Origin of the sequence: Micromonospora sp. NPDC050980, assembly GCF_040653835.1 — a bacterium.
GTDB lineage: Bacteria > Actinomycetota > Actinomycetes > Mycobacteriales > Micromonosporaceae > Micromonospora.
In genome coordinates this window covers 272,681-297,197 of the sequence record NZ_JBFAGS010000002.1, presented here as the reverse complement: position 1 = coordinate 297,197, position 24,517 = coordinate 272,681, and the positions used below count along the sequence as shown (strand labels likewise).

General features: G+C 74.5%; 11 protein-coding genes. 4 read left to right on the top strand and 7 right to left on the bottom strand.

The window, feature by feature from the left end; all coding sequences use genetic code 11:
• Nucleotides 1-90 precede the first annotated feature (90 nt).
• From AB0H28_RS05160 to AB0H28_RS05150, 3 genes are all read left to right on the top strand, one after another.
• Nucleotides 91-978: an ABC transporter ATP-binding protein gene (locus AB0H28_RS05160; protein WP_358034458.1), complete on the top strand. Its 888-nt coding sequence runs from the start codon at nucleotides 91-93 to the stop codon at nucleotides 976-978.
• Complete coding sequence (locus tag AB0H28_RS05155; RefSeq protein WP_358034455.1) at nucleotides 975-2,570, top strand: hypothetical protein; 1,596 nt, start codon at nucleotides 975-977, stop codon at nucleotides 2,568-2,570. The genes AB0H28_RS05160 and AB0H28_RS05155 overlap by 4 nt, the downstream gene beginning before the upstream one ends.
• 234 nt (nucleotides 2,571-2,804) lie before the next feature.
• Nucleotides 2,805-4,058: an aminotransferase class I/II-fold pyridoxal phosphate-dependent enzyme gene (locus AB0H28_RS05150; RefSeq protein ID WP_358034452.1), complete on the top strand. Its 1,254-nt coding sequence runs from the start codon at nucleotides 2,805-2,807 to the stop codon at nucleotides 4,056-4,058.
• Nucleotides 4,059-4,126: 68 nt separating this feature from the next.
• On the opposite strand, the gene AB0H28_RS05145 is transcribed toward AB0H28_RS05150, so the two are convergent.
• The gene (locus AB0H28_RS05145; protein ID WP_358034450.1) at nucleotides 4,127-5,137 is read right to left on the bottom strand and encodes a histidinol-phosphate transaminase; all 1,011 of its coding nucleotides are present in this window, start codon (nucleotides 5,135-5,137) and stop codon (nucleotides 4,127-4,129) included.
• Nucleotides 5,138-5,341: 204 nt separating this feature from the next.
• On the opposite strand from AB0H28_RS05145, the gene AB0H28_RS05140 reads away from it, so the two are divergent.
• The gene (locus AB0H28_RS05140) at nucleotides 5,342-6,910 is read left to right on the top strand and encodes an MFS transporter (protein ID WP_358034448.1); all 1,569 of its coding nucleotides are present in this window, start codon (nucleotides 5,342-5,344) and stop codon (nucleotides 6,908-6,910) included.
• 92 nt (nucleotides 6,911-7,002) lie between these two features.
• Here the strand turns inward: AB0H28_RS05140 and AB0H28_RS05135 are convergent, their stop codons facing one another.
• Genes AB0H28_RS05135 through AB0H28_RS05110 form a run of 6 tightly spaced genes read right to left on the bottom strand, consistent with a single transcriptional unit; the run spans nucleotide 7,003 to nucleotide 24,444 of the window.
• Entirely contained in the window at nucleotides 7,003-8,199 is a 1,197-nt protein-coding gene (locus tag AB0H28_RS05135) for an NAD(P)/FAD-dependent oxidoreductase (protein WP_358034445.1), read from the bottom strand.
• 15 nt (nucleotides 8,200-8,214) lie between these two features.
• A complete protein-coding gene (locus AB0H28_RS05130) occupies nucleotides 8,215-8,814 on the bottom strand; it encodes a class I SAM-dependent methyltransferase (protein ID WP_358034442.1) in 600 nt (199 codons plus the stop codon).
• A complete protein-coding gene (locus AB0H28_RS05125) occupies nucleotides 8,814-9,554 on the bottom strand; it encodes an alpha/beta fold hydrolase (protein WP_358034440.1) in 741 nt (246 codons plus the stop codon). The genes AB0H28_RS05130 and AB0H28_RS05125 overlap by 1 nt, the downstream gene beginning before the upstream one ends.
• A gap of 3 nt (nucleotides 9,555-9,557) precedes the next feature.
• A complete protein-coding gene (locus AB0H28_RS05120) occupies nucleotides 9,558-10,745 on the bottom strand; it encodes an acyl-CoA dehydrogenase family protein (protein WP_358034438.1) in 1,188 nt (395 codons plus the stop codon).
• On the bottom strand, nucleotides 10,742-18,307 hold the full coding sequence (locus AB0H28_RS05115; protein WP_358034436.1) for an amino acid adenylation domain-containing protein: 7,566 nt from the start codon (nucleotides 18,305-18,307) through the stop codon (nucleotides 10,742-10,744). Before AB0H28_RS05115 ends, AB0H28_RS05120 begins: the two co-directional genes overlap by 4 nt.
• Nucleotides 18,304-24,444 (bottom strand): amino acid adenylation domain-containing protein, encoded by a 6,141-nt coding sequence (locus tag AB0H28_RS05110; protein WP_358034434.1) that lies wholly within the window; start codon nucleotides 24,442-24,444, stop codon nucleotides 18,304-18,306. Before AB0H28_RS05110 ends, AB0H28_RS05115 begins: the two co-directional genes overlap by 4 nt.
• Nucleotides 24,445-24,517: the final 73 nt, after the last annotated feature.

The window sequence follows — 24,517 nt, the reverse complement described above, 5'->3', positions numbered from 1 at the left end:
CGGGTTGGCGAAGCGTGGGTACGGTGACCGGTGGTGTGCCGGGAAGCCTGGTCGGCGTTCGTGATCCTCCGTCGACCGAGAAGGCTCCTGATGACCACGCCTGCCGTGCGCACCGACCAGCTCACCAAACGCTACGGCCGCCTCCTCGCCCTGGACCGGCTGGACCTGACCGTGCCCGCCGGTGAGGTGTTCGGGTTCCTCGGCCCCAACGGCGCCGGCAAGTCCACCACCATCCGCCTGCTGCTCGGCCTGGCCCGGCCCACCGCCGGCCGGGCCCGGATCTTCGACGTCGACGCCGGCGACGTGGCCGCCGCGCACCGGCTGCTGGCGTACGTGCCCGCCGACGTGGCGCTGTGGCCGCAGCTCACCGGCGCGGAACTGCTGGACCTGCTCGCCGCCACCGGCCCGGGCACCGACACCGCCTACCGGGCCGACCTCGTCGCCCGCTTCGACCTCGACCTGTCCCGCCCGGCCCGCACCTACTCCACCGGCAACCGGCAGAAGGTGGCGCTGGTGGCCGCGTTCGCCACCCGCGCTCCCCTGCTGGTGCTCGACGAACCGACAAGTGGCCTGGACCCGTTGATGGAACTGCAGTTCCGCCGGGCCGTCGCCGAGGCGCGCGCCAACGGGCAGGCGGTGTTCCTCTGCTCCCACCAACTGGCCGAGGTGGAGGCCGTCTGCGACCGGGTGGCGATCCTGCGCGCCGGCCGGCTCGTCGACGTCGCCACGGTGCCCGAGCTGCGCCGGCTGCACCGCAGCGAGGTCACCGCCCGGTTCACCGGCCCGGCACCGGACCTGGCCGCCGTGCCCGGTGTCGACCTGCTCGACCGGGCCGACGGGATGCTGCGCTTCGCGCTGGCCGGGCCACCGGCGGCGGCGCTGCGCGCCCTCGCCGCGGCCGACGTCACCGCCCTCACCGTGCGCGAGCCGAGCCTCGAGGAGATCTTCCTCGACTACTACGGGCAGGCCGAGCAGTGAGCGCCGTCGCGCCGGGCCAGGCGGTCACCCGCCTCGCGGCCCGCCAGGTGCGCCGCCCGGCGCTCGTCGTCGCGGCGGTGACCGCCGGCATGTCCGCCCTCGTCGTCGCCACCTACGCCCGCACGATGGGCGACGCGGGCGCCGCGTCGGCGTTGGCCGCGCTCGCCGGCAACCCGGCCATCCGCACCCTGTTCGGTGAACCCGTCGGCCTGGACACCGCCGGCGGGTTCACCGTCTGGCGCACCGGCACGGTGCTCGCCGTGCTGCTCACCACCTGGGGCGCGCTGGCGACCACCCGGGTGACCCGGGGCGAGGAGGAGGCCGGCCGCTGGGACCTGCTGCTCGCCGGCCGGCTGACCCCGGCCGGCGTCCTGGGCCGGCACCTCGCCGTGCTCACCGCGGCGCTGGTGTCGACCGGGATCCTGCTGGCCGGGGCGCTCAAGGCCAGCGGCACGCCGGCGGCCGGGGCGCTGCTGCACGCCACCGGCCTCACCCTGGCCGGGCTGACCGCCGTCGCCGTGGCCGCCTGCGCCACGCAGGTCTTCCCCACCCGCGCCGGAGCCACCGGCGCCACCATGGCCTTCCTCGGCGTCGGGCTGCTGGCCCGCATGATCGGCGACGGCGGGCCGGCGGCGGCCTGGCTGCGCTGGCTGCCGCCGTACGGGCCGCTCGCCCTGACCCGCCCCTACCACGGTGACCGGTGGGCTCCCCTGCTCGCGCTCGCCGTCGCCGCGGCCGTGCCGGCCGGCGCCGCGCTGGCCCTGGCCGGCGGACGCGACATCCGGGCCGGGCTGCTGCGCCCGCCGGTTGGCCGGGCGCCCCGCCGCTGGCTGCTCGGCTCCGTCGAGACGTTCGCCGTGCGGCGCGCGGCGCGCCCCCTCGCCGGCTGGTCGGCCGGCATCGGCGCCTACTTCCTGCTGATCGGGCTGCTCGCCGACTCGCTCACCGGCTTCCTCGCCGACAATCCCCGCTTCGCCGACCTCGCCGCGCAGGCCGGCTTCGCGGGTCTCGGCACCGTCGAGGGGTACACCGCCACCCTGTTCGCCCTGCTCGCCATCCCGATCGGCGCGTTCGCCGCCGTCCGCCTGGCCGCGTTCGCCGCGGCCGAGACCGCCGGGCGGCTGACCCTGCTGCGCGCCGGGCCGGTCACCGGCACCCGCCTGCTGGCCGCCGAGGTCGCCACCACCGTCGCCGGCGGCGCCGCGCTCGCCGCCGTGGCCGCGGTGGCCACCTGGGTCGGTACGACGCAGGTGGGCGCCGGCCTGCCGCTCGCCGCCGCGCTCGCCGGCACCGCCAACGTCCTGCCGGTCGCACTGCTCGGCGGCGCCGCCGCCACCCTCGCGCTCGGGGTGGCGCCCCGCGCGGTCACCGCGATCGGCATGCTGCCCACCGCGGGCGGGTTCCTGCTCACGGTGACCGCCGACAGCGTCCACGCGCCGCCCTGGGTCGGCGCGCTGTCGCCGTACGGGCACCTCGCCGCCGTGCCGGCCACGGCGCCGAACTGGCCGGCGACCCTGGTGATGGTCGCGGGCGCCGCCGCTCTGACCGGCGCGGGCATCCTGAGCTACGCCCGTCGCGACCTCCGGCTCTGAGGCGCCGGAGTACGGCCCGGACCACCTGATCGCGCGGCGGTGATCCTCGGCGGCGCGACCCGGATCCTGCTGACGGTGCCCGGGGTGGTGAAGGACCCTGATCTTCGCGGCGGCGGTGCCGCCGGACCTGGCGAGAGCGGCCCCGCGGCCGTGCGCAAGCTGCACGGTCGGGGTGGCCGGTTGTCGGGTTGACCGGGGATCGCCGGACCGGCCGCCGCCGGATGGCATGGAGACATGAGTGGAGATCTGTTCGCCAAGGTTCGCCGATACGATTCGTACGCCTTGCGCCGGGAGTTGGAGACACAGGGTGAGCTGCCCTACTTCCGGGTGATGCAGGGGCCGCCGACAGCGGTGACGATGATGGGTGGGGCCCCGCGGATCAACCTGGGTTCCAGCAACTATCTCGGCCTCTCCGGCGATGAGCGGCTCACCACCGCGGCCCACCACGCCCACCAGCGCTACGGCACCTCGATCAACGGATCGCGGCTGATGAACGGCACCACCGAGCTGCACCTGCGGGCCGAGGCGGCGGTCGCCGACTGGTTCGGCGAGGAGGACGCGCTCGTCTTCGGCAGCGGATACACAGCCAACCTGGGGGTCATCGGCGCGCTCGTGGGTGAGGGCGACATCGCCGTCTGTGATGCCGGTGACCACGCCTCGATCCTGGACGGCGCACGGCTGGCTCCCGGCCGGCTGCTCGCGTTCCGGCACAACCGGATGGACCGGCTGGAGACGCTGCTGCGCCGGGCGAGCACGACCGAGGCAGGGGTGCTGGTGGTCGTCGACACCGTCTATTCCATGCAGGGTGACCTCTCGGACATCGTGGCGGTCACCGGGCTGGCCCGTCGGTACGACGCCCGGCTGCTGGTCGACGAGGCGCACGCCGTCGGCGTGCTCGGACCGGACGGCCAGGGGGTGACCGCGCTGGCCGGCCTCGCCGACGGCGTCGACCTGCGGATGGGCACGTTCTCCAAGGCACTCGGCGGTGGGGGCGGCTTCGTCACCGGGCCGGCCGACGTGATCGACTTCCTCCGGGTCCAGGCCCGTTCGTTCCTGTTCACGGCTGCGGCGCCGGCCGGCGGTGTCGCGGCTGCCCTGACCGGGATCGAGATCGTCCGCTCCGACGAGGGTGAGGAGCGCCGGGCACGACTCGCGGCCAACACGGCGCGGCTGCGGGAGGACCTGACCGGCCTGGGCTTCGACCTCGCCCCGGTGCCGGTGACCGCGCACGAGGTGCCGGTGCAGACGCCCATCCTGCGGGTCCCCGCGCCCGATGACGCCACCGCCGCCCGGATGTGGAAGCTTCTCTACGACGAGGGCGTCTACGTCAACGTCGCGCTGTATCCGGCGGTGCCCCGCGGCCAGGCGCAGCTCCGCGTCAGTGTGATGGCCACGCACACCGACGAGCATCTGGAACGGGTGGTGGCGGCGTTCGCGGTGCTGGCCCGGAAGTTGGCCGTACACCCGGTGGACATGGTCGCGGGGTGAACGTCGCTGGGCCGGGCGGGCGGTGACCGGGCCGCCCGGCAGCCCCCGCCGACCCGCCCGGCGCTCTCTCAGGTGCGCGCGACATCACCCGAACGGGCCACTTCCAGCAGCAGGTCGTTGCCCTCGGGTGAGCCGACGGTGACCCGGACGCCCTCGCCGGGGAAGGCGTGCACCAACAGGCCTCGGGCCCGGCAGTCCGCCGCGAACCCGGCGGTGCGGTCACCCAGCGGCAACCAGACGAAGTTCCCCTCGCTCGCCGGCACCGCGACACCGGCGGCGCGCAACGCGGCCGTGACCCGATCCCGCTCGGCGACGACCGCCCGCCGCCGGGCCGCGTACTCCGGTTCGGCGGCGAGCGCGGCGAGCGCGGCGGCCTGGGCGGTCTCCGGCACCAGGAACGGCATCGTCACCCCGCGCAGGGCGGCGATCGGGCCCGGGTGCCCGACCGCGTAGCCCACCCGCAACCCGGCCAGCCCGTACGACTTGGAGAAGCTGCGCAGCACGATGAGGTTGGCATGTCCGGGCAGCGTGGCCAGGCCGTCGGCGGTGGCGGGGTCGCTGGCGAAGTCACGGTAGACCTCGTCGAGGACGACGAACACCCGCCGGGGCACCCGGGCCAGGAAACGGTCCAGGTCGTCCTGCCGGATGGGGACGCCGGTCGGGTTGTTGGGGCTGCACAGGAAGATCAGCTTCGTGCGGCGACGCACCGCCTTCGCCATCGCGGCCAGGTCGTGGGCGTGGTTGCGCAGCGGGACTCGCCGCACCGGCACGCCCATGCCGGCGGCGACCACGGGATAGCCCTCGAAGGAGCGCCAGGCGATGAGCACCTCCCCCCGTCGCCGGCCACGGGCCACCAGGTGCAGCATCTGCTGGATCAGTCCGGCCGCGCCCGCGCCGACCGCCACCTGGTCGGCCGCCACCCGGTGGTACGCGGCGATCGCCTCCGCCAGCGCGGTCGGATAGACCTGTGGGTAGCGGTTGACCCGGTCCGCCGCGCCGACGATCGCGTCGAGCACCGCCGGCGCCGGCGGGTCGGGGCTTTCGTTGGCGTCCGCCCGGTGGATCCGTTGTTCCGACATGTCGCCTCCTCAGCCCGACGCTATGTCCGGTCCGGGCAGTGGCAAGCGGCCGGACGGCGCGGCCACGAGGGCGCGACAGGGCTGCCCGGTCGGGCACCTCGGTCGGCGCGGTCGCCGTCGGCTGGCCGGTCGGGGCACCCGGTGGCAGCGTCGCCTGGCCGGGGCACCGCCCCGCCGATCACACGCCGAAGACAGGAGAAAGCCGTGGCGGCCGGATCCGCGCGACCCTCGTCCTCCCGCACCGCCGTCCTGGTGGTGGTCTGCCTGGCGCTGTTCATGGCGTTGCTGGACAGCACCGCGATCAGCCTCACGCTGCCCGCCATGCGGGCCGACCTCGACGCCGACCTGACCGGTCTGGTGTGGATCGCCGACGGATACGTGTTGGTCTTCGCGGCGCTGCTGCTGACCTCGGGCAGCCTCGGCGACCGGCTCGGCCGGGCGCCGATGTTCCTCGCCGGGCTGGCCGTCTTCACGGTCGGCTCGACACTGTGCGCCGCCGCACCCCGGCTGGAGCTGCTGGTGGCCGGCCGGGTCGTGCAGGGGCTCGGGGCGGCCCTGGTGACCCCGCAGACGCTGGCCATCCTGTCGCACACCTTCCCCACCCCCCGGGAGCGGGCGCGGGCCTTCGGCATCTGGTCGGGGGTGTCCGCGCTGGCCCTGCTGCTCGGGCCGGTGCTCGGTGGAGTGCTCACCGCGCGGTGGGGATGGCGGTCGGTGTTCCTGGTCAACCTGCCGGTCGGCGCCCTGGCGCTCCTGTTGGGCGCGCGGGCGCTGCTGGGCCGGGACGGCACCGCCCCCGCCGCCGGTCCGCTGCGCCGCGTGATCGACCTGCCGGGTCAACTGCTCGCGGTGATCTGGCTCGGCACGCTCACCGTCGCGTTGGTGGAGGGGAGCCGCTTCGGCTGGGGCTCACCGCTGATCGTCGGCCTGTTCGTCGCCTCGGTGGTGGCGCTGGCGGCGCTGCTGGCCGTGGAGCGGCGGGCGGCGCATCCGATGCTGGACCTGAACCTGTTCCGGTCGACCACCTTCACCGCCAGCACCCTGGTGATCGGGCTCGTCGCGTTCGGAATGTACGCCTCGTTCTTCCTGATCAGTCTCTTCCTTCAGCAGGCGCAGGGGTATTCGGCGGCGGAGGCCGGAGTGCGCTTCCTGCCGGCCATGGCCACGGTGATGGTGGCCGCCCCACTGGCGGGGCTGCTGGCCGGGCGGGTCGGCGCCCGGGTGCCGGTGTGCGCCGGGGCGCTGCTGATGGGCGTCGCGCTGCTGCTGCTGGCCCGGGTCGGCACCGACGACCCGTACGTCGGGTGGTGGCCGCTGCTGGTGCTCTTCGGCGTGGGCGTCGGGCTGGCCATCCCACCGGTCAACAGCGCCCTGATGGGCAGCGTCCGACCCGACCGGGCGGGCCTGGCGTCGGCCACCGGGGAGACCGGGCAGCAGATCGGGGCGCTGGTCGGCATCGCGGTGCTGGGCGCGCTGGTCACCGGCGGGTTCCGTCGGGTGGTGGCCGATGGCGCGGATGCGGTCGGCCTGTCCGGCGCGGACTCGGCCGAGCTGGCCCGGCGGCTCTTCGCCCAGGACGGTGACCTCGGCGGCACGACGACCCCGGCCGTCACGGCCCTGGTGGACCGGGCGCTCACCGCCGGCATCCACCTCGGTCTGACCGCCGCGGGGATCGCCGCCCTGGTCGCCGCGGCGGTGGCCGTGCTGATCCGGGAGCCCCGGGCGGCGGTCCCGGCGGCGTCCGCCGCCGTGGTGGAGCCGGCACACCGCTGACCGGGCGGGCCGGCGACGACGACCGGCTCCACCCGGCGCGGCGTGCGGGGGTGCCGTGGCCCCGCCGCCGATCCGGGCGACGGGGCGACGGCTCACCGCCGGGAGGCGTCGGGGGCGGTGATCCGCGGCGGACGTTGCATCTCCTGCCACATCTTCGGCGCGCTCCGCGACACGACCACCTTGGCCACCTTGCCGACCGCCCACCGCAGTGCCTTGTTCCGGACCGGCTTGAACCGGTTCACCCGCAGCACCCGCTCCCGGATCCAGAAGACGCGTTCCCGGCGGCGGCGCTCGTACTCCCGCAGTCCGCTGGTGACGTCGGGGGCGGTGGCGAGGCAGTCGCCGAGCACGACCCCGTCCTCGATGGCCATGCACGCGCCCTGGCCGAGGTCGGTGGGGAGGGCGTGGGCGGCGTCGCCGAGCAGCGTGACCGGTCCCTCACCCCACCGGTCGTGCCACTCGTGGTAATAGACGTCCAGCCGGCTGATGCTCTCCGGCGGGGTGGCGCCGACGAAGACGGGGGCCGGCCCGCCGACGGAGGCGGCGAGTTCCCGGGCGCGGGCCGCGGTGCCCTGCGGGTCCTCGCCGCCGGGTTCCCGCTCGCAGGAGAGCGTCCACACCACCCGGTCGCCGCCGATCAGCCAGGCGCCGCCGCCGATCCGGGTGTCCGGGTTGGAGAGGAGATTGACCACACCAGGGTTGAGCCCGCAGGTGCCCGGGGCGATGCCCCGGTAGGTCGACCGACCTGTGTGGATGATGGGCAGGTCGCCGCGTAGCTGGGTGAGGATCGTCGAGCGGATGCCGTCGGCGGCCACCAGGGCGGCGCCGGTCACCGTCCGACCGTCGCCGAGTTTCAGGGTCACCCCGTCGGCGGTGGATTCGTACCCGGTGGCGCGCTGCCCGTACTCGGGTCGCACGCCGTGCTCCGCGCACGCCTCCCGCAGCAGTTCGATGAGGTCGCCGCGGCCGATGCCCACCGCCGGGGTGCCGCCGGGCGAGATGCTCTCCGCGATGGCCATCCGGAACATCACCCGTTGGCGCTGGTCACGGCTCTCCGAGCCGGTCAGCACCTCGGCGCGGTCGAGCAGCCGCTGTGCCAGCCCCAGCGACGCCAGGGAGGTCGTCGCGTTGCTCCAGATGGTGTGGCCGAACCCGGCGTTGGTGACGATCTCGTCCAGGTCGCGCCGCTCGTACACCTGGACGGGGATGCCGTGCCGGGCCAGGGCCAGGGCGGCGGTCAGGCCGCCGACCCCGGCGCCGGCGACGAGGATCGGTCCGGTGGTCTTCATGGTGGCTCCTCCAGGTCAGCGCCGGGTCATCAGCAGCATCACGGTGCGCGGGCGGGTCGGCAGGTACTCCAGGTCGAAGGCGTCGCCGAAAAGCTCCTTCTCCTCACCGGGAGCGATCATCGGCGCGATCTTCGCGCCGCCCTTCAGTTGGCTCTTGTCGCCCTGGAAACACCAGAGCAGCACCGCGCCACCGGGCCGGCTGAGCCGGTGGATGGCCCGGGCCACCGCCAACCGCTGCTCCCCCTCGGTGTCGTTGAGCGCGCCGAAGTCGCAGATCAGGTCGTAGGAGTCGGCGAGGCCGGGAATCGGGCCGGCGGTGACGTCGGCCTCGGTGAAGGTGCACCGGTCGGTGACCCCGGCCGCCTTCGCTCGGGCCCGCGCCCGGCGCAGCGCCACCGGCGAGAAGTCCACCCCGACGACCGGCCCGAAGCCCTGCCGGGCCAGGTAGACCGCCTCGGCGCCGGTGCCGCAACCGAGGTCCAGCGCCCGGGGCAGCTCCGTCGGGGTGAGCCGGCCGGACTCGACCAGCTCGGTGAGCTGGGGGCGGACCTCCTTGTCCCAGGGCGCCAGGTTGAACCGGTAGAGGGTGTTGTAGAAGCCGGGGCGAAACCGCATCAGGACGTCCTTCCGTTCTCCACCGGCACCGTCCGGGCCGGCTCCAGGTCTGCGGCGATCCCCTTGAGCACGGTCGCCTGCTCGTCGTTGAGGAAGAAGTGGCCGCCGGGCAGGATCCGCACCTCGTGCCGGCCGGTGGTGAGCACCGCCCAGTCCGGCAGCGTCTCCGGTGGAGCCTCCGGGTCGTCCGCGCCGCCGTAGACGGTCAGTGGTGGACTGATCCGAGGGCCGGGCCGCGACCGGTAGGTGTCGGCGGCCTCGAAGTCGGCGCGCAGGACGGGGATGACCAGGTCGAGCAGCTCGTCGTGGGCGAGCACCTCCTCCGGGGTGCCGGCCAGCTCCCGCAGCCGCTCCCGGAACAGCGCGTCGGGCAGCCGGTAGTCGTACTGGCCGGGGGGTCGCGGGTGCTGCGGCGGGATGTGGCCGGAGACGAACAGGTGCGTCGCGGGCCGACCGTGCAGGTGTTCCAGCCGGCGGGCCAGCTCGAACGCGACCAGCGCGCCGAGGCTGTGGCCGAAGAGGGCGTACGGGCGGTCGATGCGGTCGAGCACCGGCGGAAGGACGTCCGCGGTGATGTCGTCCACGCTGGTCAGGGGCGTCTCGACGATCCGGGCGCCGCGTCCGGCCAACTCCACCGGCACCACCTCGACGCTGTCCGGCAGTTCCCGCTGCCACCGTCCGTAGACGCGCATCGCGGAGCCGCCGGCGTACGGCAGGCAGAACAGCAGGACCCGGCTCACCGGTCAGCGCTCCGCCGGGGCGACGCCCCGGTCACCGGTGGCAGCGATGGTACGGAACTGCATGTTGGAGGTCCCCTCGTAGATCTTTCCGACCTTGGCGTCCCGGTAGAACTTCTCCACCCCGTGCTCGGGCACGAAGCCGTTGGCGCCGAGCGTCTCCACGGCCAGCCCGGCGGCCCGCTCGGCGACCTCCGAGGCGACGTACTTGGCCATCGCGGTGGCACGCAGCCGCTGGGTGGACGAGCCGCCGTGCTGGAGCAGCCGGGTGGTGTCGTAGAGCAACGCGCGGGCGGCCTGCAGCTCGGCGGCGACCCGGGCCAGCGGGAACGCCACTCCCTGATAGGCGCCGATCGGCTGGCCGAACTGGTGGCGGCGGGCCGCGTAGCCGGTGGCGGCGTCCAGCACCCCCTGAGCCAGGCCGACGAGCTGGGCGGCGATACCGACCTTGCCGACGTTGAGCGTCTCCACCGCCACCAGTTCCCCCGCGCCGGGGCGGCCGAGCAGGTCCCGCCGGCCGACCCGGACGCCGTCGAAGGTGACGTCGCAGGTGGAGCTGGCCCGGATGCCCATCTTGGCCACCGGCGGGCCGACGCTCAGGCCGGGCGTGTCCCGGTCGACCAGGAACGCGGTGAGCCCGGCGTCGGCGAGTCGGGCGAAGACCACGAACAGGCCGGCCTCCGCGGCACTGCTGATCCAGCGCTTTCCGCCGTCGATGACGTATCCGCCAGCGTCGGCGACGGCCCGGGTACGGCCGGCGAAGGCGTCGCTGCCCGCGTCGGGCTCGCTGATCGCGTACGCGCCGACGGTGCCGTTGGCCAGCCGGGGCAGGTGCCGACGGCGGGTGTCCCCGTCGCCGTGGTGCAGCAGCGCGCTGGCCACCAGGGCGTTCTGCACGTCGACCAGGACGGCCACCGAGGGGTCCACCCGGGCCATCTCCTCGACGGCGACGACCACGGCGAACAGGTCCCGGCCCGCTCCCCCGTACACCTCGGGGATCTCGACGCCCATCAGCCCGGCGGCGAAGAGTTCCCGGATCAGGTCGGGGTCGATCCGGGCGGCCTCGTCCATGGCCCGGACCCGGGGCGCGACGGTCTCGGCGGTGACCACCCGGACGGTGTCGCGCCACTTCTGGTCCTCGGGCGGCAGCCAGGTCACCGGCTGCGGCACGCCGGGTGCGGTGGGGACGGTCATCGTGGGCTCCCCTCGGTGTCGGCGGACCGCCCGGCGGTGCCGTCGTCCGCGTCGGGGGCGGGTCCGGCGGCGCCGGACCGGCGGCTGGTGACGGCGGTCAGGAAGGCGGTGAGGTCGACGCCGCCGAGGCCGGCGAGCGGGAAGTCGCTCGGGCTGACCGTGCCGGCGCCCGGTCGGGCGCAGTGCGCGGCCAGCTCGCCCAGGGCGGCGTCGAGCGCGTCCACCAGGGCGTCCAGGGTGGCGGCGTCGACCGGGCCCACGTCGGCGGCCTGCACGTCGACCAGCAGGTCACCGGCGGCGAGGTGCCCGGTGACCAGCACCCGGTGCCCGGGGCCGTCGTGCGCCCGGGGAGCGCCCGCCGGTTCGCCGGCCGCGCCGGGTGCGCCGTCGAGGTCGCCCAGGTGCCGCAGCAGCAGTTGCGCGGGCCGGACGGTCGGCACCGGCCGCGCGGCGGCCCGCCGGTGGTGTTCCTTGACCGCCGGCACCAGCTCCGCCAGGTCGTCGGTGAGGGTCAGGGCGAGCGGGGCGATCACGGCGTACGGGCCGACCGCGCCGGTGACGTCGAGGTCGGCGACGCCGTCGGCGCGCAGGTCGTGCTCGACGTCCAACACCGCCCGGTCGTTGCCGGCTCCGGCCAGCGCGCGGGCGAGCGCGACCAGCACCACCTCGTCGGCGGTCAGCCGGTACGCCCGGGACGCCGCGTCGAGCAGCGCTCGCGCCGCCGGCACCCGCAGCAGCCGCCGGTAGTCGGCTCCCGGCGTGGCGGGGCCCAGTGGCAGCGGGGCGAGTCCGTCGGCACCGGGGTCGACCGGCGACGGCTGGTCGACGGCGGCCAGCCGGTCCGCCCAGCGGGCCAACGGCACGGGCGGGGCGGGCAGTTCCGGCTCGGCGCCGGCGGCGGCGGTTTCCAGGGCCCGGCGCAGGTCGGCCCAGAGCGGCGCCCAGGAGCGGGCGTCCACCGCGAGGTCGGCGACCAGCCAGACCAGCCGGCGCTCCCCGGCGCCGAGGTCGAACAGGGCGGCCCGGGTCAACGGCCCGTCGACCGGGTCCAGCTCGGCGCGGATGTCGGCGACCATCTGGGTGTGGGCCGCCGCCCGCCGGGCCTCGGGCAGCGGCGCGAGGTCGATCAGCGGCACGTACTCCTCGTCCGCCGCGCCGATGCGCTGCCGCCAGCCGTCCGGACCGTCGACCAGTCGCAGCCGCAGCGCCGGGTGGGCGGCGAGCAGGGCGGCCAGCAGCCGGCCGGCGGTGTCGGCGTCCAGTTCGGCGGGCACCGGCACGTCGAGCACCTGCACGCCGAGCGGGCGGGCCGGCCCGTCCGGGCCGAGCAGCGCGCGCTGCCACGGGGTGAGCGGGAAGCTGCCGTCGGCGGTGGCCCGGCCGGCGGCGGCGGCCCGGGCCTCGACGACCGCCGCGAGGTCGGCGACGATCTGGTGGGCGAAGAGGTCGGCGGGGGTGACGTCGAGGCCCTCGGCGGTGGCCCGGCCGATGATCTGGATGCCGGTGATGGAGTCACCGCCGATGGCGAAGAAGTTGTCGAACGGTCCCACCCCGGGCTGGCCGAGGACCTCCCCGACCAGTCGGGCCAGCAGCAACGCGGTGGGGGTCGCCTCGCCGGTCGGCGCGTCCGGTCCGGCCAGTCGGGCCGGGTCGGGCAGGGCCGCCCGCTCCACCTTGCCGTTGGCCGACAGCGGCAGCCGGTCCAGCGCCACCACCACGGTCGGCACCATGTACGCCGGCAGCACGCGGGCGGCCTCCTCCCGGACGGCCTCGACGAGGGCGTCCCGGTCGGCGGCCGGATCGGCCGGCACCACGTACGCGACGAGCCGGCGGTGGTGCCGGTCGCCGAGCGCGGCAGCGACCGCGGCGGCCACGCCCGGGTGGCGGGTCAGCGCCGCCTCGATCTCACCCAGCTCGATCCGGTAGCCGCCGACCTTGACCTGGAAGTCCTCCCGGCCGAGGAACTCGATGCTCCCGTCCGGACGCCACCGCCCCAGATCACCGGTGCGGTAGAGGCGTTCCCCGGTGACCGGGTGGGTCACGAACCGCGCGGCGGTCTTCTCCTCGTCCCGCCAGTACCCGTCGGCCAGGCCGGCGCCGCCGATGAACAACTCGCCGGTCACCCAGACCGGGCACTCCTGCCAGCGGTCGTTGAGCACGTGGAAGGTCTGGTTGCGCAGCGCCCGGCCGTACGGGATGGACTCCCAGGTGGGGTCCACGTCGCCGATCTCGTAGCAGATCGACCAGATCGACGCCTCGGTGGCGCCGCCGAGGCTCACCGGCAGGCAGTGCGGAGCCAACTCCCGCAACCGGCCCGGCAGGTCGACCGGGATCCAGTCGCCGGACATCAGGAACAGCCGCACCGGCTCCAACGCACCCGCCGGTCCGTTGGCGGCCACCTGGTCGGCGAGCATCTGGGCCAGCGCCGGCACCGAGTTCCACACGGTCACCCGGTGCGTGGCCACCAGCTCCGCCCAGTGGCCGGGGTCGCGGTTGCTGCCGTGCCGGGGCAGTACCAGCCGACCGCCGGCGCCGAGCAGCCCGAACACGTCGTAGACGGAGAGGTCGAAGCTGAGCGACGACAATCCGAGCGCGGCGTCGTCCGGGCCCACCGCATAGCGGTCGTTGATGTCGTCGACGGTGTTGCGGGCCGCCCGGTGGCGGATCATCACGCCCTTCGGGGTGCCCGTGGAGCCGGAGGTGAAGATGACGTAGGCCAGATCGTCCGGACCGGCGATCTGCTCCGGTGCGGTTTCCGTACCGGCCGGCGGGTCGGCGGTGAGGTCGACCGCCAGCTCGGCCACCCCGTCCGGCCAGGACCGGGTCGGGCCGCCGGCGCGGGTCAGCACCGCCCGGCAACCACCGAACGACACCAGGTGATCCTGCCGGTCACCCGGCAGATCCGGGTCCACCGGCAGGTACGCCCCACCGGCCAGCAGCACGCCGAGCGCCGCGGCGACCTGCGCGGCGGACTTGTCGACCGCGACGGCGACCAGTTCGTTGGGGCGTACCCCCAGCTCCCGCAGCCGGTGCGCGACGGCGCAGGCGTGCCGATACAACTGCCCGAAGCTGACAGCGCCCTCGGCGGTCACCACCGCCGGGCGGTCCGGCTCCCGGGTGGCCCAGTCGACGAACGGTGCGTGCAGCAGCCCGTCGGCGGGCGGCCCGCTGGTGTCGTTGGCCGCCACCACCAGCTCCCGCTGGGCGGCCGGACGCAGGTCGCCGGGGTCGGCCTGCCAGGCGGCCTCGTCCTCGGCGAGGGCGGTGGTGAGCCGGCCGAACGCGCCGAAGATCGCATCGAGCACCCCGTCGGGGAAGAGCTGCCGGACCCCGTGCCAGCTCATCCGGACCCCGTCGGCGGTCTCCAGCAGGGCGAAGTCGAGCCACACCTGCGGGGTCTGGGCGACCTCGTGGACCATCTCGCCGAGCCAGCCGAACCAGGTCTCGTCACCCGGCTCGCTCTCCTGCACGACCGTGCTGGTGAAGACCACCGGCATCACCGCGCCGGCCGCCCCGCCCCGGGCGCGGGCCATCTCGCGCAGCACCTCGACCCCGCTGACGTAGCGGTGTTCCAGGTCGTGCCAGCTCTGCTCCTGCAGGCGCCGGGCGAGCCGTGCCACGCTGCCGGCGGCGGTCAGGTCGACCGGGAGCAGGTCGAACGAGGCGAACTCGCCGACCAGGTCACCGACGTGCGGGTGCACGGGCAACCGGTTGGTGACGGTGACGTTGACGGTGAACCGCCCGGACCGGCACCAGGCGCCCAGCGCGTACGCGTAGACGGCGAGCAGCACCGCCGACGGGGTCAGCCCGTGCCCGCCGGCCCGGTCGGTGATCCGCTTCCAGGTGTCCCGGTCCAGTTCCAGGTCGAAGGAGACCGGCTCGGGCCGGGCGACAGCGGCGGGCGCGACGGCGAGCGGCAGGTCCGGCCGGGGCGGCAGGTCGGCGATCCGCTCCCGCCAGTACTCCAGCGACCGCTGGTGCAGCGGGCTGCCGCGCAGCTCCTCGGTGGCCAGCACGTAGTCGCGGTAGGTGACCTCCAGCGGGGCGAGGCCGCCGGCCTCCTGGTGGATGCGGCGCCAGTCGCGGGAGACCAGCCGGATGCTGCCGATGTCGGCGATCATCAGGTCGAAGCCGAGGTGCAGCCGGGTCCGGCCGCCGGGCAGCAGGGTGGCCCGGACGTCCCACAGCGGCCACACGTCCACCGGCCGCATCTGGTGCGACAGGGTCTCGCGCCGCTCGGCCAGCACCTGCTCCACCTCGTCGGCGGGGCGGTCGCGCAGGTCGGTGGCCTCGATGACGTACCGGCCCGGGTCGGGCAGGACGCGCTGCCGACCGTCGTCGCCGACGACCGCGCGGAGCATCCCGTGCCGGCGGACCACCTCCTGCCACGTCGCGGTGAGCCGGTCCAGGTCCACCTCGCCGGTCTCCACCTCCCAGTAGACGTGCGCGGCGACGTTGCCGCCTTCGACGCTGCCCAGCCGGCCCAGCCACTGGGCCTGCTGGATCTCGGCCAGCGGGAACGGCTCGTGCGCCTGGTCCGGGGCGGGCACGGCGAGCGGCAGGCCGGGCCCCGGCTCGTCGGTCTCGTCGGCCCGGCCGGCGGTGACCAGGGCGGCCACCCCGGCGACCGTCGGCGCGGCGAGCATCTCGCGCAGCCCGATCCGGCTGCCGAAGGCCTCGTTGACCCGGGCGACCACCTTGGTGGCGAGCAGGGAGTGCCCGCCGAGTTCGATGAAGTTGTCGTCCACCCCGATCGGGGCGGCCCCGAGCAGCTCCTGCCAGATCGAGGCGACCAGGCGCTCCCGGTCGTCGCGGGGGGCGACGTACGGGGTCTGCACGTTGGGACGTCCGTCCAGCCCGGCGGTGTCGGTGTCGCCCTCCGGCGCCCCACCGTGCAGCCCACTGAGGTCCAGCGCACCGCCCTCCCCGCTCGGGGAGATCCAGTAGCGGCGGCGCTGGAACGGGTAGCCGGGCAGGGACACCCGCCGACGCGGCCCGGCGTCGGCGAGGTCGACGTCGACGCCGGCCGTCCAGAGCCGGCCGAGCAGCGTCGGCCCCGGGTGCGGGCCGGCCGGCGGGTCGCCGGGGGCGGGCATGCTGGCCAGCACGACGGACTCCCGGCTGGCCTGCCGGGCCAGGGTGCCCAGCGTCCGGCCGGGGCCGACCTCCACCAGCACCACGTCGGGGCCCGCGACCAGGGCCACGGACGCGCCGAAGCGGACGGTGTCCCGGACGTGCCCGGCCCAGTAGGCCGGGTCGGTGGCCTCCCGGTCGGTGATCCACTCCCCGGTGCGGTTGGCGACGAACGGCAGTGTCGGCGGGGCGAGCCGGATGCCGGCGAACTCGGCGGCGAAGGGCTCGCCCACCGGGTCCATCATCGCCGAGTGGAAGGCGTGCGAGGTGTGCAGCCGCCGATGCGACACCCCCCGTTCGGCGAGGACCGCCGCCAGGGCGGCGACGTCGTCGTCCGGGCCGGAGACCACACAGAGTTCGGGAGCGTTCGCGGCGGCGAGGGAGAGCGCCGCGGTGAGCAGGGGCCGGACCTCGTCCTCACCGAGGGCCACCGAGAGCATCGAGCCGGGCGGCATCGCCGCCATCAGCCGGCCCCGGGCGGCCACCAGGCGGGCCGCGTCGGCCCGGTCCAGGACGCCGGCCAGGCAGGCGGCGGTCAGTTCACCGACGCTGTGGCCGATCATCGCGTCCGGCCGGATGCCGTACGAGGTCAGCAGCGTGGCGGTGGCGTACTCGACGGCGAACAGGGCCGGCTGGGCGAGATCGGTGGACGCCAACCGGTGGGCCGCCTCGGCCGGGTCGACGTCGGCGGCGGGGTGCAGCACGGTCCGCAGGTCGAGGCCGAGGTGTGGTTCGAGGTCGGCGGCGACCGCGTCGAGGGCGTCGCGGTAGGCGGGTTCGGTGCCGTACAGCTCGGCGCCCATGCCCGGGTACTGGCTGCCCTGGCCGGGAAAGAGGAAAATCAGCCGGGGCCGGTCGACGGCGGCGCCGGTGACCGTGCGGGTGGGATCGGCCAGCGCGGCGGACGCCTCGGCGGCGTCGGCGGCGACCACCGCGCGGCGGTGCCGGCCCGGCGCCCGGGTGCGGTGCAGGGTCCAGGCGACATCCGCCAGCGGTGGGGCATCGGGTGCGGCGAGGGCGGCAGCGAGCTGCGCACCGGCCGCCTCCAGCGCCTCGGGGGTACGCGCGGACAGGGTGATCACCTGGGTGGCGCGGGCCGGCGGCGGCAGCGGGGCGGGGGTGGGCGCCTCCTCGACGACGACGTGGGCGTTGGTGCCGCCCATGCCGAAGGAGCTGACCCCGATCCGGCGGGGCACGTCGGTGACCGTCCACTCGCGCAGCTCGGTGTTGACCCGGAACGGCGAGTCGTCGAAGTCGATCTCCGGGTTGGGCTTGTCGTAGTGCAGGCTGGGCACCAGCTCCCGGTGTTTGAGCTGGAGCACCGCCTTGATCAGACCGGTCACACCGGCGGCGGTGTCCAGGTGGCCGACGTTGGACTTGACCGACCCGAGAGCGCAGTAACCCTTACGGCGGGTACGGGCACCGAACACCCGGCTCAGGGCGGTCACCTCGATCGGATCCCCCAGCAGGGTGCCGGTTCCGTGCCCCTCCACGGCGGTGATCGTGTCCGGTTCCACGCCGGCCACGCCGAGGGCCGTGGCGATGGCCCGGGCCTGGCCGTCGACTCCCGGCGCGGTGTAGCCGACCTTCGCCGAGCCGTCGTTGGTGACCGCGCTGCCCCGGATCACCGCCTCGACGTGGTCGCCGTCGGCGAGGGCGTCCGCCAGCCGCTTGAGCACCACCACCCCGACGCCGCTGCCGAACATCGTGCCGGTGGCGCCGGCGTCGTAGGGACGACAGTGCCCGTCCCGGGAGAACACCAGCCCCTCCTCCCAGAGGTAGCCGCTGGGTTGGGGCAACCGGACGGCGCTGCCACCGGCGAGGGCGATGTCGCACTCCCCCTCCAGCAGGGCCTGACCGGCCACGTGCACCGCCACCAGGGAGGAGGAGCAGGCGGTCTGCACCGCCATGGCGGGCCCCCGGAGGCCGAGCTTGAAGCTGACCCGGTTGGCCAGGTAGTCCTTGTCGTTGGTGACGAGCAGTTCCAAGGTCTCCGCGATCGAGGAGATCGTCCGGCCGCCGAGGACGTTGCTCAGCAGGTATGTCGACAGGGCGCTGGCCGCGTACACGCCGACCGCGGCGTCGGTGGTCCCGGGTCCGTAGCCGGCGTCCTCCAGGGCGTGCCAGGCACACTCCAGGAACAGTCGCTGCTGCGGGTCGATCAGCGCCGCCTCCCGGGCGTTGTAGCCGAAGAAGCCCGCGTCGAACAGGTCGATGTCGTCGAGCACCGAACCCGCCCGGACGTACCGGGGGTCGGTCAGCTGCTCCTGGGGCACGCCCGCCGCGCGCAGCGTGTCCTCGTCCCAGAAGGTGATCGACTCGACGCCGCCGCGAAGGTTGCGCCAGAAGGTGGCGATGTCCGGGGCGCCGGGGAACCGGCCCGCCATGCCGATGATCGCGATGTCACCGGCGGAATCGGCCGACGTCATGAGTGGATCTCCTCCGAGGTGGGCCGGCCACGCCGCCGATCGCGACGGCGACCGGCGCGGCTGAAGGCGTCGGCGACCGAGGCGTCGGTGTCGTCGCCACCGTCGAGCCGGACGGCGAGTTGGCGGATGGTGGGGTGCTCGAACATGGACATCAGTGGGAAGGTCCGTCCGAGGGCCGTGCAGAGGCTCCGGTAGACCCGGACGATGATCACGGAGTCGGCGCCCAGGTCGAAGAAGCGGTCGTCGAGGCCGACGCGCTCCACCCCGAGGTGTTGGCGCAGGGCGTCGGCGACGGCCTGTTCGACCGCCCGGGTGGGCGCGACGTACGGGGCCCGGGCGCCGGTGGCGACTCCCGCCTCCCGCGCCATCCGCTCGACGCCCGCGCGGTCGACCTTGCCCTGCGACGTCAGCGGAAGCTTCTCCAACAGCGTCAGCGTGCCCGGCACCATGTAGCCGGGCAGGGTGCGGCGCAGGTGTTCCCGCACCTCGTCGACCAGGCCGCCCGACGTGGCCTCCGCCGGGTGGTACCCGCCGCCGAGCAGGCTGTGCAGCAGCACGTCGTCCCCGTCGAGGGCGAGCGCCGCACGCACCTCGGCCTCGTCGCGGACCAGGCCCACCTGGCACAGGCCGAGATCGTGGTCCGGAGCGCCCTCCTCCAGCAACTGGGTCATCTGGCCCGCCTCCAGCAGGCAGAAGCGCAGCGCCCGTTCCCCGTACATCGGGCTGATCGCCGACAGGCGGCCGACCAGGAAGATCTCGAAAGCGCTCTGGTCGGCGGTGGACCGGTTGGCCGAGACGTGCACCTCGGTCGGCAGGGTCGTGCCGGAGCCCACCGGTAGCAGGCGGTGCGCCGCAGGATCGTGGTAGTACGCGCCCTCCGCGAGCCCGTCGACCCGGCCGGGTCGCACGTACACGTACGTCTGCACGGGGTAGAGGGAGCCGGCCGAGGCGTACCGGTACTTGGGCAGCAGGTCGCCGTCGTGACTGCGCAGGGTGTCCAGTAGCCGGCCGAGGGCGGCCAACGGCACCGGTGCGGCCAGGAAGGACCGTCGGCTGGCCCGTCTCGTCCACGCCTGTCGGGCCTCGTCCTCGGCGGTCGGCAGCGGCACGCCGGGCGTGTCCAGGTCGTCGCGCAGCCCCTTGCGGGCCAGGGTGAACGCGGTCCGCCGGGCGGCGTCGGTCTCCACGTCGCCGAGGACCCGCTTCGCACTGTCTTCGGTCACCAGGTCGTGGGCGGTGCCGCCGCGCCCGGTGGTCGGGTCGGCGGGTACCAGGTAGGCGACGAGCCGCCGGTGGTGGCGGTCGCCGGGCGCGGCGGCCACCGCGGCGGTCACGCCGGGGTGGCGGGTCAGCGCCGCTTCGATCTCGCCCAACTCGATCCGGTAACCACCCACCTTGACCTGGAAGTCCTCCCGGCCCAGGAACTCGATCGTCCCGTCCGGACGCCACCGCCCCAGATCACCGGTGCGATAGAGGCGTTCCCCGGTGACCGGGTGGGTCACGAACCGCGCGGCGGTCTTCTCCTCGTCCCGCCAGTACCCGTCGGCCAGACCGACACCACCGATGAACAACTCACCGGTCACCCAGACCGGACACTCCTGCCACCGATCGTTGAGCACGTGAAAGGACTGGTTCCGCAACGCCCGCCCATACGGAACCGACTCCCAGCCAGGATCCACCGCATCGATCTCGTGAAAGATCGACCAGATCGACGCCTCGGTGGCACCACCCAGACTCACCGGCAGACAGCACGGAGCCAACTCCCGCAACCGGCCCGGCAACTCCACCGGAATCCAGTCGCCAGACATCAGGAACAACCGCACCGACTCCAGCGCGCCCGCGCCCGACGGTCCGCCGCCGGCCACCTGGTCCGCGAGCATCTGCGCCAGCGCCGGCACCGAATTCCACACCGTCACCCGGTGCGCGGCCACCAACTCCGCCCAGTGGCCCGGGTCCCGGTTGCTGCCGTGCCGCGGCAACACCAACCGGCCACCGGCGCCCAACAACCCGAACACGTCATACACCGACAGGTCGAAACTCAGCGACGACAATCCGAGAGCGGCGTCGTCCGGACCCACCCGATAGCGGGCATTGATGTCGTCGACGGTGTTACGAGCCGCCCGATGCCGGATCATCACCCCCTTCGGGCTGCCCGTCGACCCCGAGGTGAAGATCACGTAGGCGAGATCATCCGGACCGGCGGTCTGCTCCGGCGCGCTGTCCACACCGGCCGGCGGGTCGGCCGCCAGGTCGACGACCAGCTCGGCCACCCCGCCCGGCCACGCCCGCACCGGACCACCGACCCGCGTCAACACCACCCGACACCCACCGAACGACACCAGATGATCCTGCCGATCAACCGGCAGATCCGGATCCACCGGCAGATACGCCCCACCAGCCAGCAACACCCCCAACGCCGCCACCACCTGCGCGGCGGACTTCTCCACCGCCACCGCCACCAACTCGTTCGGACGAACCCCCACCTCCCGCAACCGGTGCGCGACGGCGCAGGCGTGCCGATACAGCTCCCCGTAACTGACCGTGCCCTCACCGGCGACCACCGCCGGACGGTCCGGCTCCCGCACCGCCCACTCCACCAACGGGGCGTGCAACAACCCGTCCGGGGCCGGGCCGGCGGTGTCGTTCGCCGCCACCACCAGCTCCCGCTGGGCGGTGGGCATGACGTCCACCGCGCCGGGTCGCCACGCGGCGTCGTCGTCGGCGAGCCGGGCCAGCAGCGCGCAGTAGGCGTTCAGCATGTCGTCGACGAGGCCGGGCGGGAACAGCCCCTCCACCACGTCCCAGTTGAAGGCCAGCGCGCCCCGGTCCTCGTACACCTGGTGGTCGAACTGCACCTGCGGGGTCTGCGAGACGACGTAGGTCGTGTCGCCGAGCCAGGCCGCGCCGAGCGCGCCCTGGGTGCCCTCGGCGTCGCGGCCCTGTTCCCGGCCGCTGGCGAAGACCACCGGCGCGAAGGTTCCCGGGCGGACGGCGCGCTGCCGGCTGACCTCGCGCAGCACCTCGATGCCGGAGAAGTAGCGGTGTTCCAGGTCCTGCCAGAGCTGTCGCTGGATCCGCTCCGCGAGGCCGGCCAGACCGTCGTCCGGCGCGACGTCGACCTCCAGCAGCGTCACCGCGGTGAAGTCACCGATGATCGACCCGATGTCCGGGTGCAGGGGGAGCCGGTTGAACAGCGGCACGTTCAGCACGAAGCGGCTGGTGCGGCTCCACCTGCCCAGCACCGCCGAGAAGGCGGCCAGCAGCACGACGGTGGGCGTGACCCCCCGCCGGGTGGCCTGCTCACGCAGCCGGGACCAGCGGCCGGGCTCCAGCACCCGCGCCCGGCGGGTCCGCTCGGACCGGGCCGGCACCGGGAGAGTGGGCAGCTCCGGTCCCGCCGGTAGCTGCGGGACCCGGTCCGACCAGTAGGCACGCGACGCGCGGTAGGCCGCGGAGTCGCGCACCTGGTCGAGGGCGAGCACGTAGTCGCGGAAGGACACCGCGGGAGGGCGCGGATGCGCCCGCGGGTCGCGGTAGAGGTCGCCCCACTCCAGGAAGAACAGTCGCACGCTGGCCAGGTCGGCGATGAGCAGGTCGAGGCTGACGTGCAGCCGGGTGACCGGGCCCGGCAGGCGGGTGGCCCGGACGTCGAACATCGGCCAGTGCCCGGGCGGGAGGACCTGGTGGCTCAGTTCCTCCCGCACGGCGTCCAGGTGGGCCTGCCGTCCCGGGCCGTCCAGCGCCGCGGCGTCGACGATGGGGATCGTCAGCGGATGGACGGCGGCCGACGCGAGGATGCGTTGGGTGCCGTCCGCCTCGATCACCGCGCGGAGCATCTCCTGCCGCTCCACCAGCAGGTTGAGCGCGGCGGTGAGACGGTCCAGGTCGACGTCTGTCGTCTCCACCTCGAGATAGAGGTGGACGGAGGCGTCACCCAACTCGTATCCGCTGCCCCGGCCGACGAAGTAGGCGTACTGCTGTTCGGTCAGCGGAAAGGGATCGGCACGGTGCTCCGGGTCGGCGACCAGGGGGCGCCAGGTGACCACGTCCGTTCCGACGGCACCGCCGAGGTGGTCGGTCACCCGGCGCACCAGGTCGGTCACGGAGCCGCGCATGAACTGCACCAACGGCAGCGGCACCCCGAGGTCGCGCTCCAGGTCGCGGCGCAGTTCGATGGCGCGCAGCGACTCCAGGCCCAGCCCGGCCAGAGGCAGGTCGGTGCCGACCCGGTCGGTGGCGGTCCCGAGCAGGGCGGCCAGTCGACGTCGCAGTTCAGCCACGAGGACCGGCACGCGCAGCGCGTCGTCGAGGGCCAGCAGCATGTCCCGCAGCGGGGCGCCGGCCGGCTGCGGGCTCGTGGGTGCGACGGCCGGCGCCCGGCCGGCGGTCGCCAGCGGGCGCAGTTCGCCGGCGGCGTACCGGTCTCGGCAGGCCCCCCGCTGAACCTTGCCGCTGACCGTCTTGGCGACGCCGTCCGGGCCGACCAGCACCACCTCGTGCGTCTCGACCTCGTGTTCGTCGGTGATGGCGGCGCGCAGCCGGCGAGCCAGATCATCCAGGTCGAGGCCGGTGGGGTCGGGAACGGACTGCACCACGACGAGACGCTCCTCGCCGTCGACGTCCACGGCGAACGCCGCCGCCGGGGCACCGGCCAGCGCCGGGTGCACCCGTTCACAGGTCATCTCCACGTCCTGCGGGTAGAGATTCCGCCCCCGAATGATGATCATTTCCTTGAGCCGGCCACACAGGACCAGGTCACCGGCGTGTCGGAAGCCCAGGTCACCGGTGCGCAGGAACGGTCCCGTCCCGTCGGCGAGCCGGGCACCGAAGGTCTCCTCGGACAGCTCGGGGCGCTGCCAGTAGCCCTGGCAGACCACCTCTCCCCGCACCCACAGCTCGCCCACCAGGTCGTCGTCGACGGCCTGGTGGGTCTGCGGATCGACCACCAGGATCTCGCAGTGCGGCCCGGCCGGACCGACCCCGACCAGGGTGAGGCTGCGCTCGCCGCCGTCGACGGGCGCCACCCGACCCCGCTCCAGCTCGGCGGCGTCGACGGTCAGCACCAGCGGCTCCGGGTCGGCGTGCCGGCCGGTGAGGAAGAGCATCGCCTCGGTCATCCCGAAACCGGGACTCATCGTCTCCGGCCGGAACCCGTACCGCCGGAACTCGTCGGTGAAACGGGTGATGGTGCTCGCCCGGACCCGCTCGGCGGCGTTGAAGGTGGTGTGCCAGCCGGAGAGGTCCAGGCCGGTCCGTCGCTCGGCCGGCACCTGGGTGAGGCAGCGCTCGAAGGCGAAGTTCGGGGCGCAGCCGAAGACCGGGCCGGGGGTGTCGGCGACAGCCCGCAACCAGCGCAACGGATCGGCGACGAAGTCCTCCGGGGTGAGGAAGACCGCCCGGCCGCCGAGGTACTGGGACAGCAGCAGATGGCCGGCCACACCCAGGGCGTGGTAGGGGGAGATCCAGCTGACCACGTTCGCCCCGGCGGGCAACCCGGCCAGCGCGACGGTCTGGTCGATCTGGTGCAGCAGGTTGCGGTGGCTGACCATGACGCCCTTCGGCGCGCCGGTCGAGCCGGAGGTGTACTGGAGCAACGCCAGGTCCTCGCCGGTCAGCTCGGGCGGGGCCCAGCCGTCGGCGGCGGACTCGTCGACGGTGTCGACGGCGATCCACGGCACGTGCGGGCCCAACCGCTCGCGCAGCTCGCCGAGCTGGCCGAGGAGTTCGGCGGTGGTCACCACCACGGTCACCTCCGCGTTGCCGGCGATCTGCACGGCCCGTTCGGTGCGCGGGTCGCCCGCGCCGTCCACCGGGGGCGGGCAGGCCACCGCGACGCCACCGGCGTACAACACGCCGGTGAGACCGACCAGGAAGTCCAGGCCGGGCGCCAGCAGCACCAGCACCCGACCCGCCGGGGCCAGGTGCGGGGCGATGGTGGCCGCGAGGGCGGCGGAGCGCCGGTCGTACTCCCCCCGGGTGAGCCGCCGGGCGACGCCACGCCCGTCCGAGGTGTCGGTGCCGGCGGGGAAGGTCAGGTGCACGAAGGCGACCGCCCCGGGATCCTGCACCGCGTTGTCGCGCAGGATGTCGAGCAGGGTGGTCGCCTGGATGCCGCTCTCGATGGCAAGGTCGGTCATGCGCGCTCCTGGCTGCGAGTGGTCGGTACTGCGGGTCGTACGTCCCGTTCGCCGGACGAACGGTCGTGAGCTC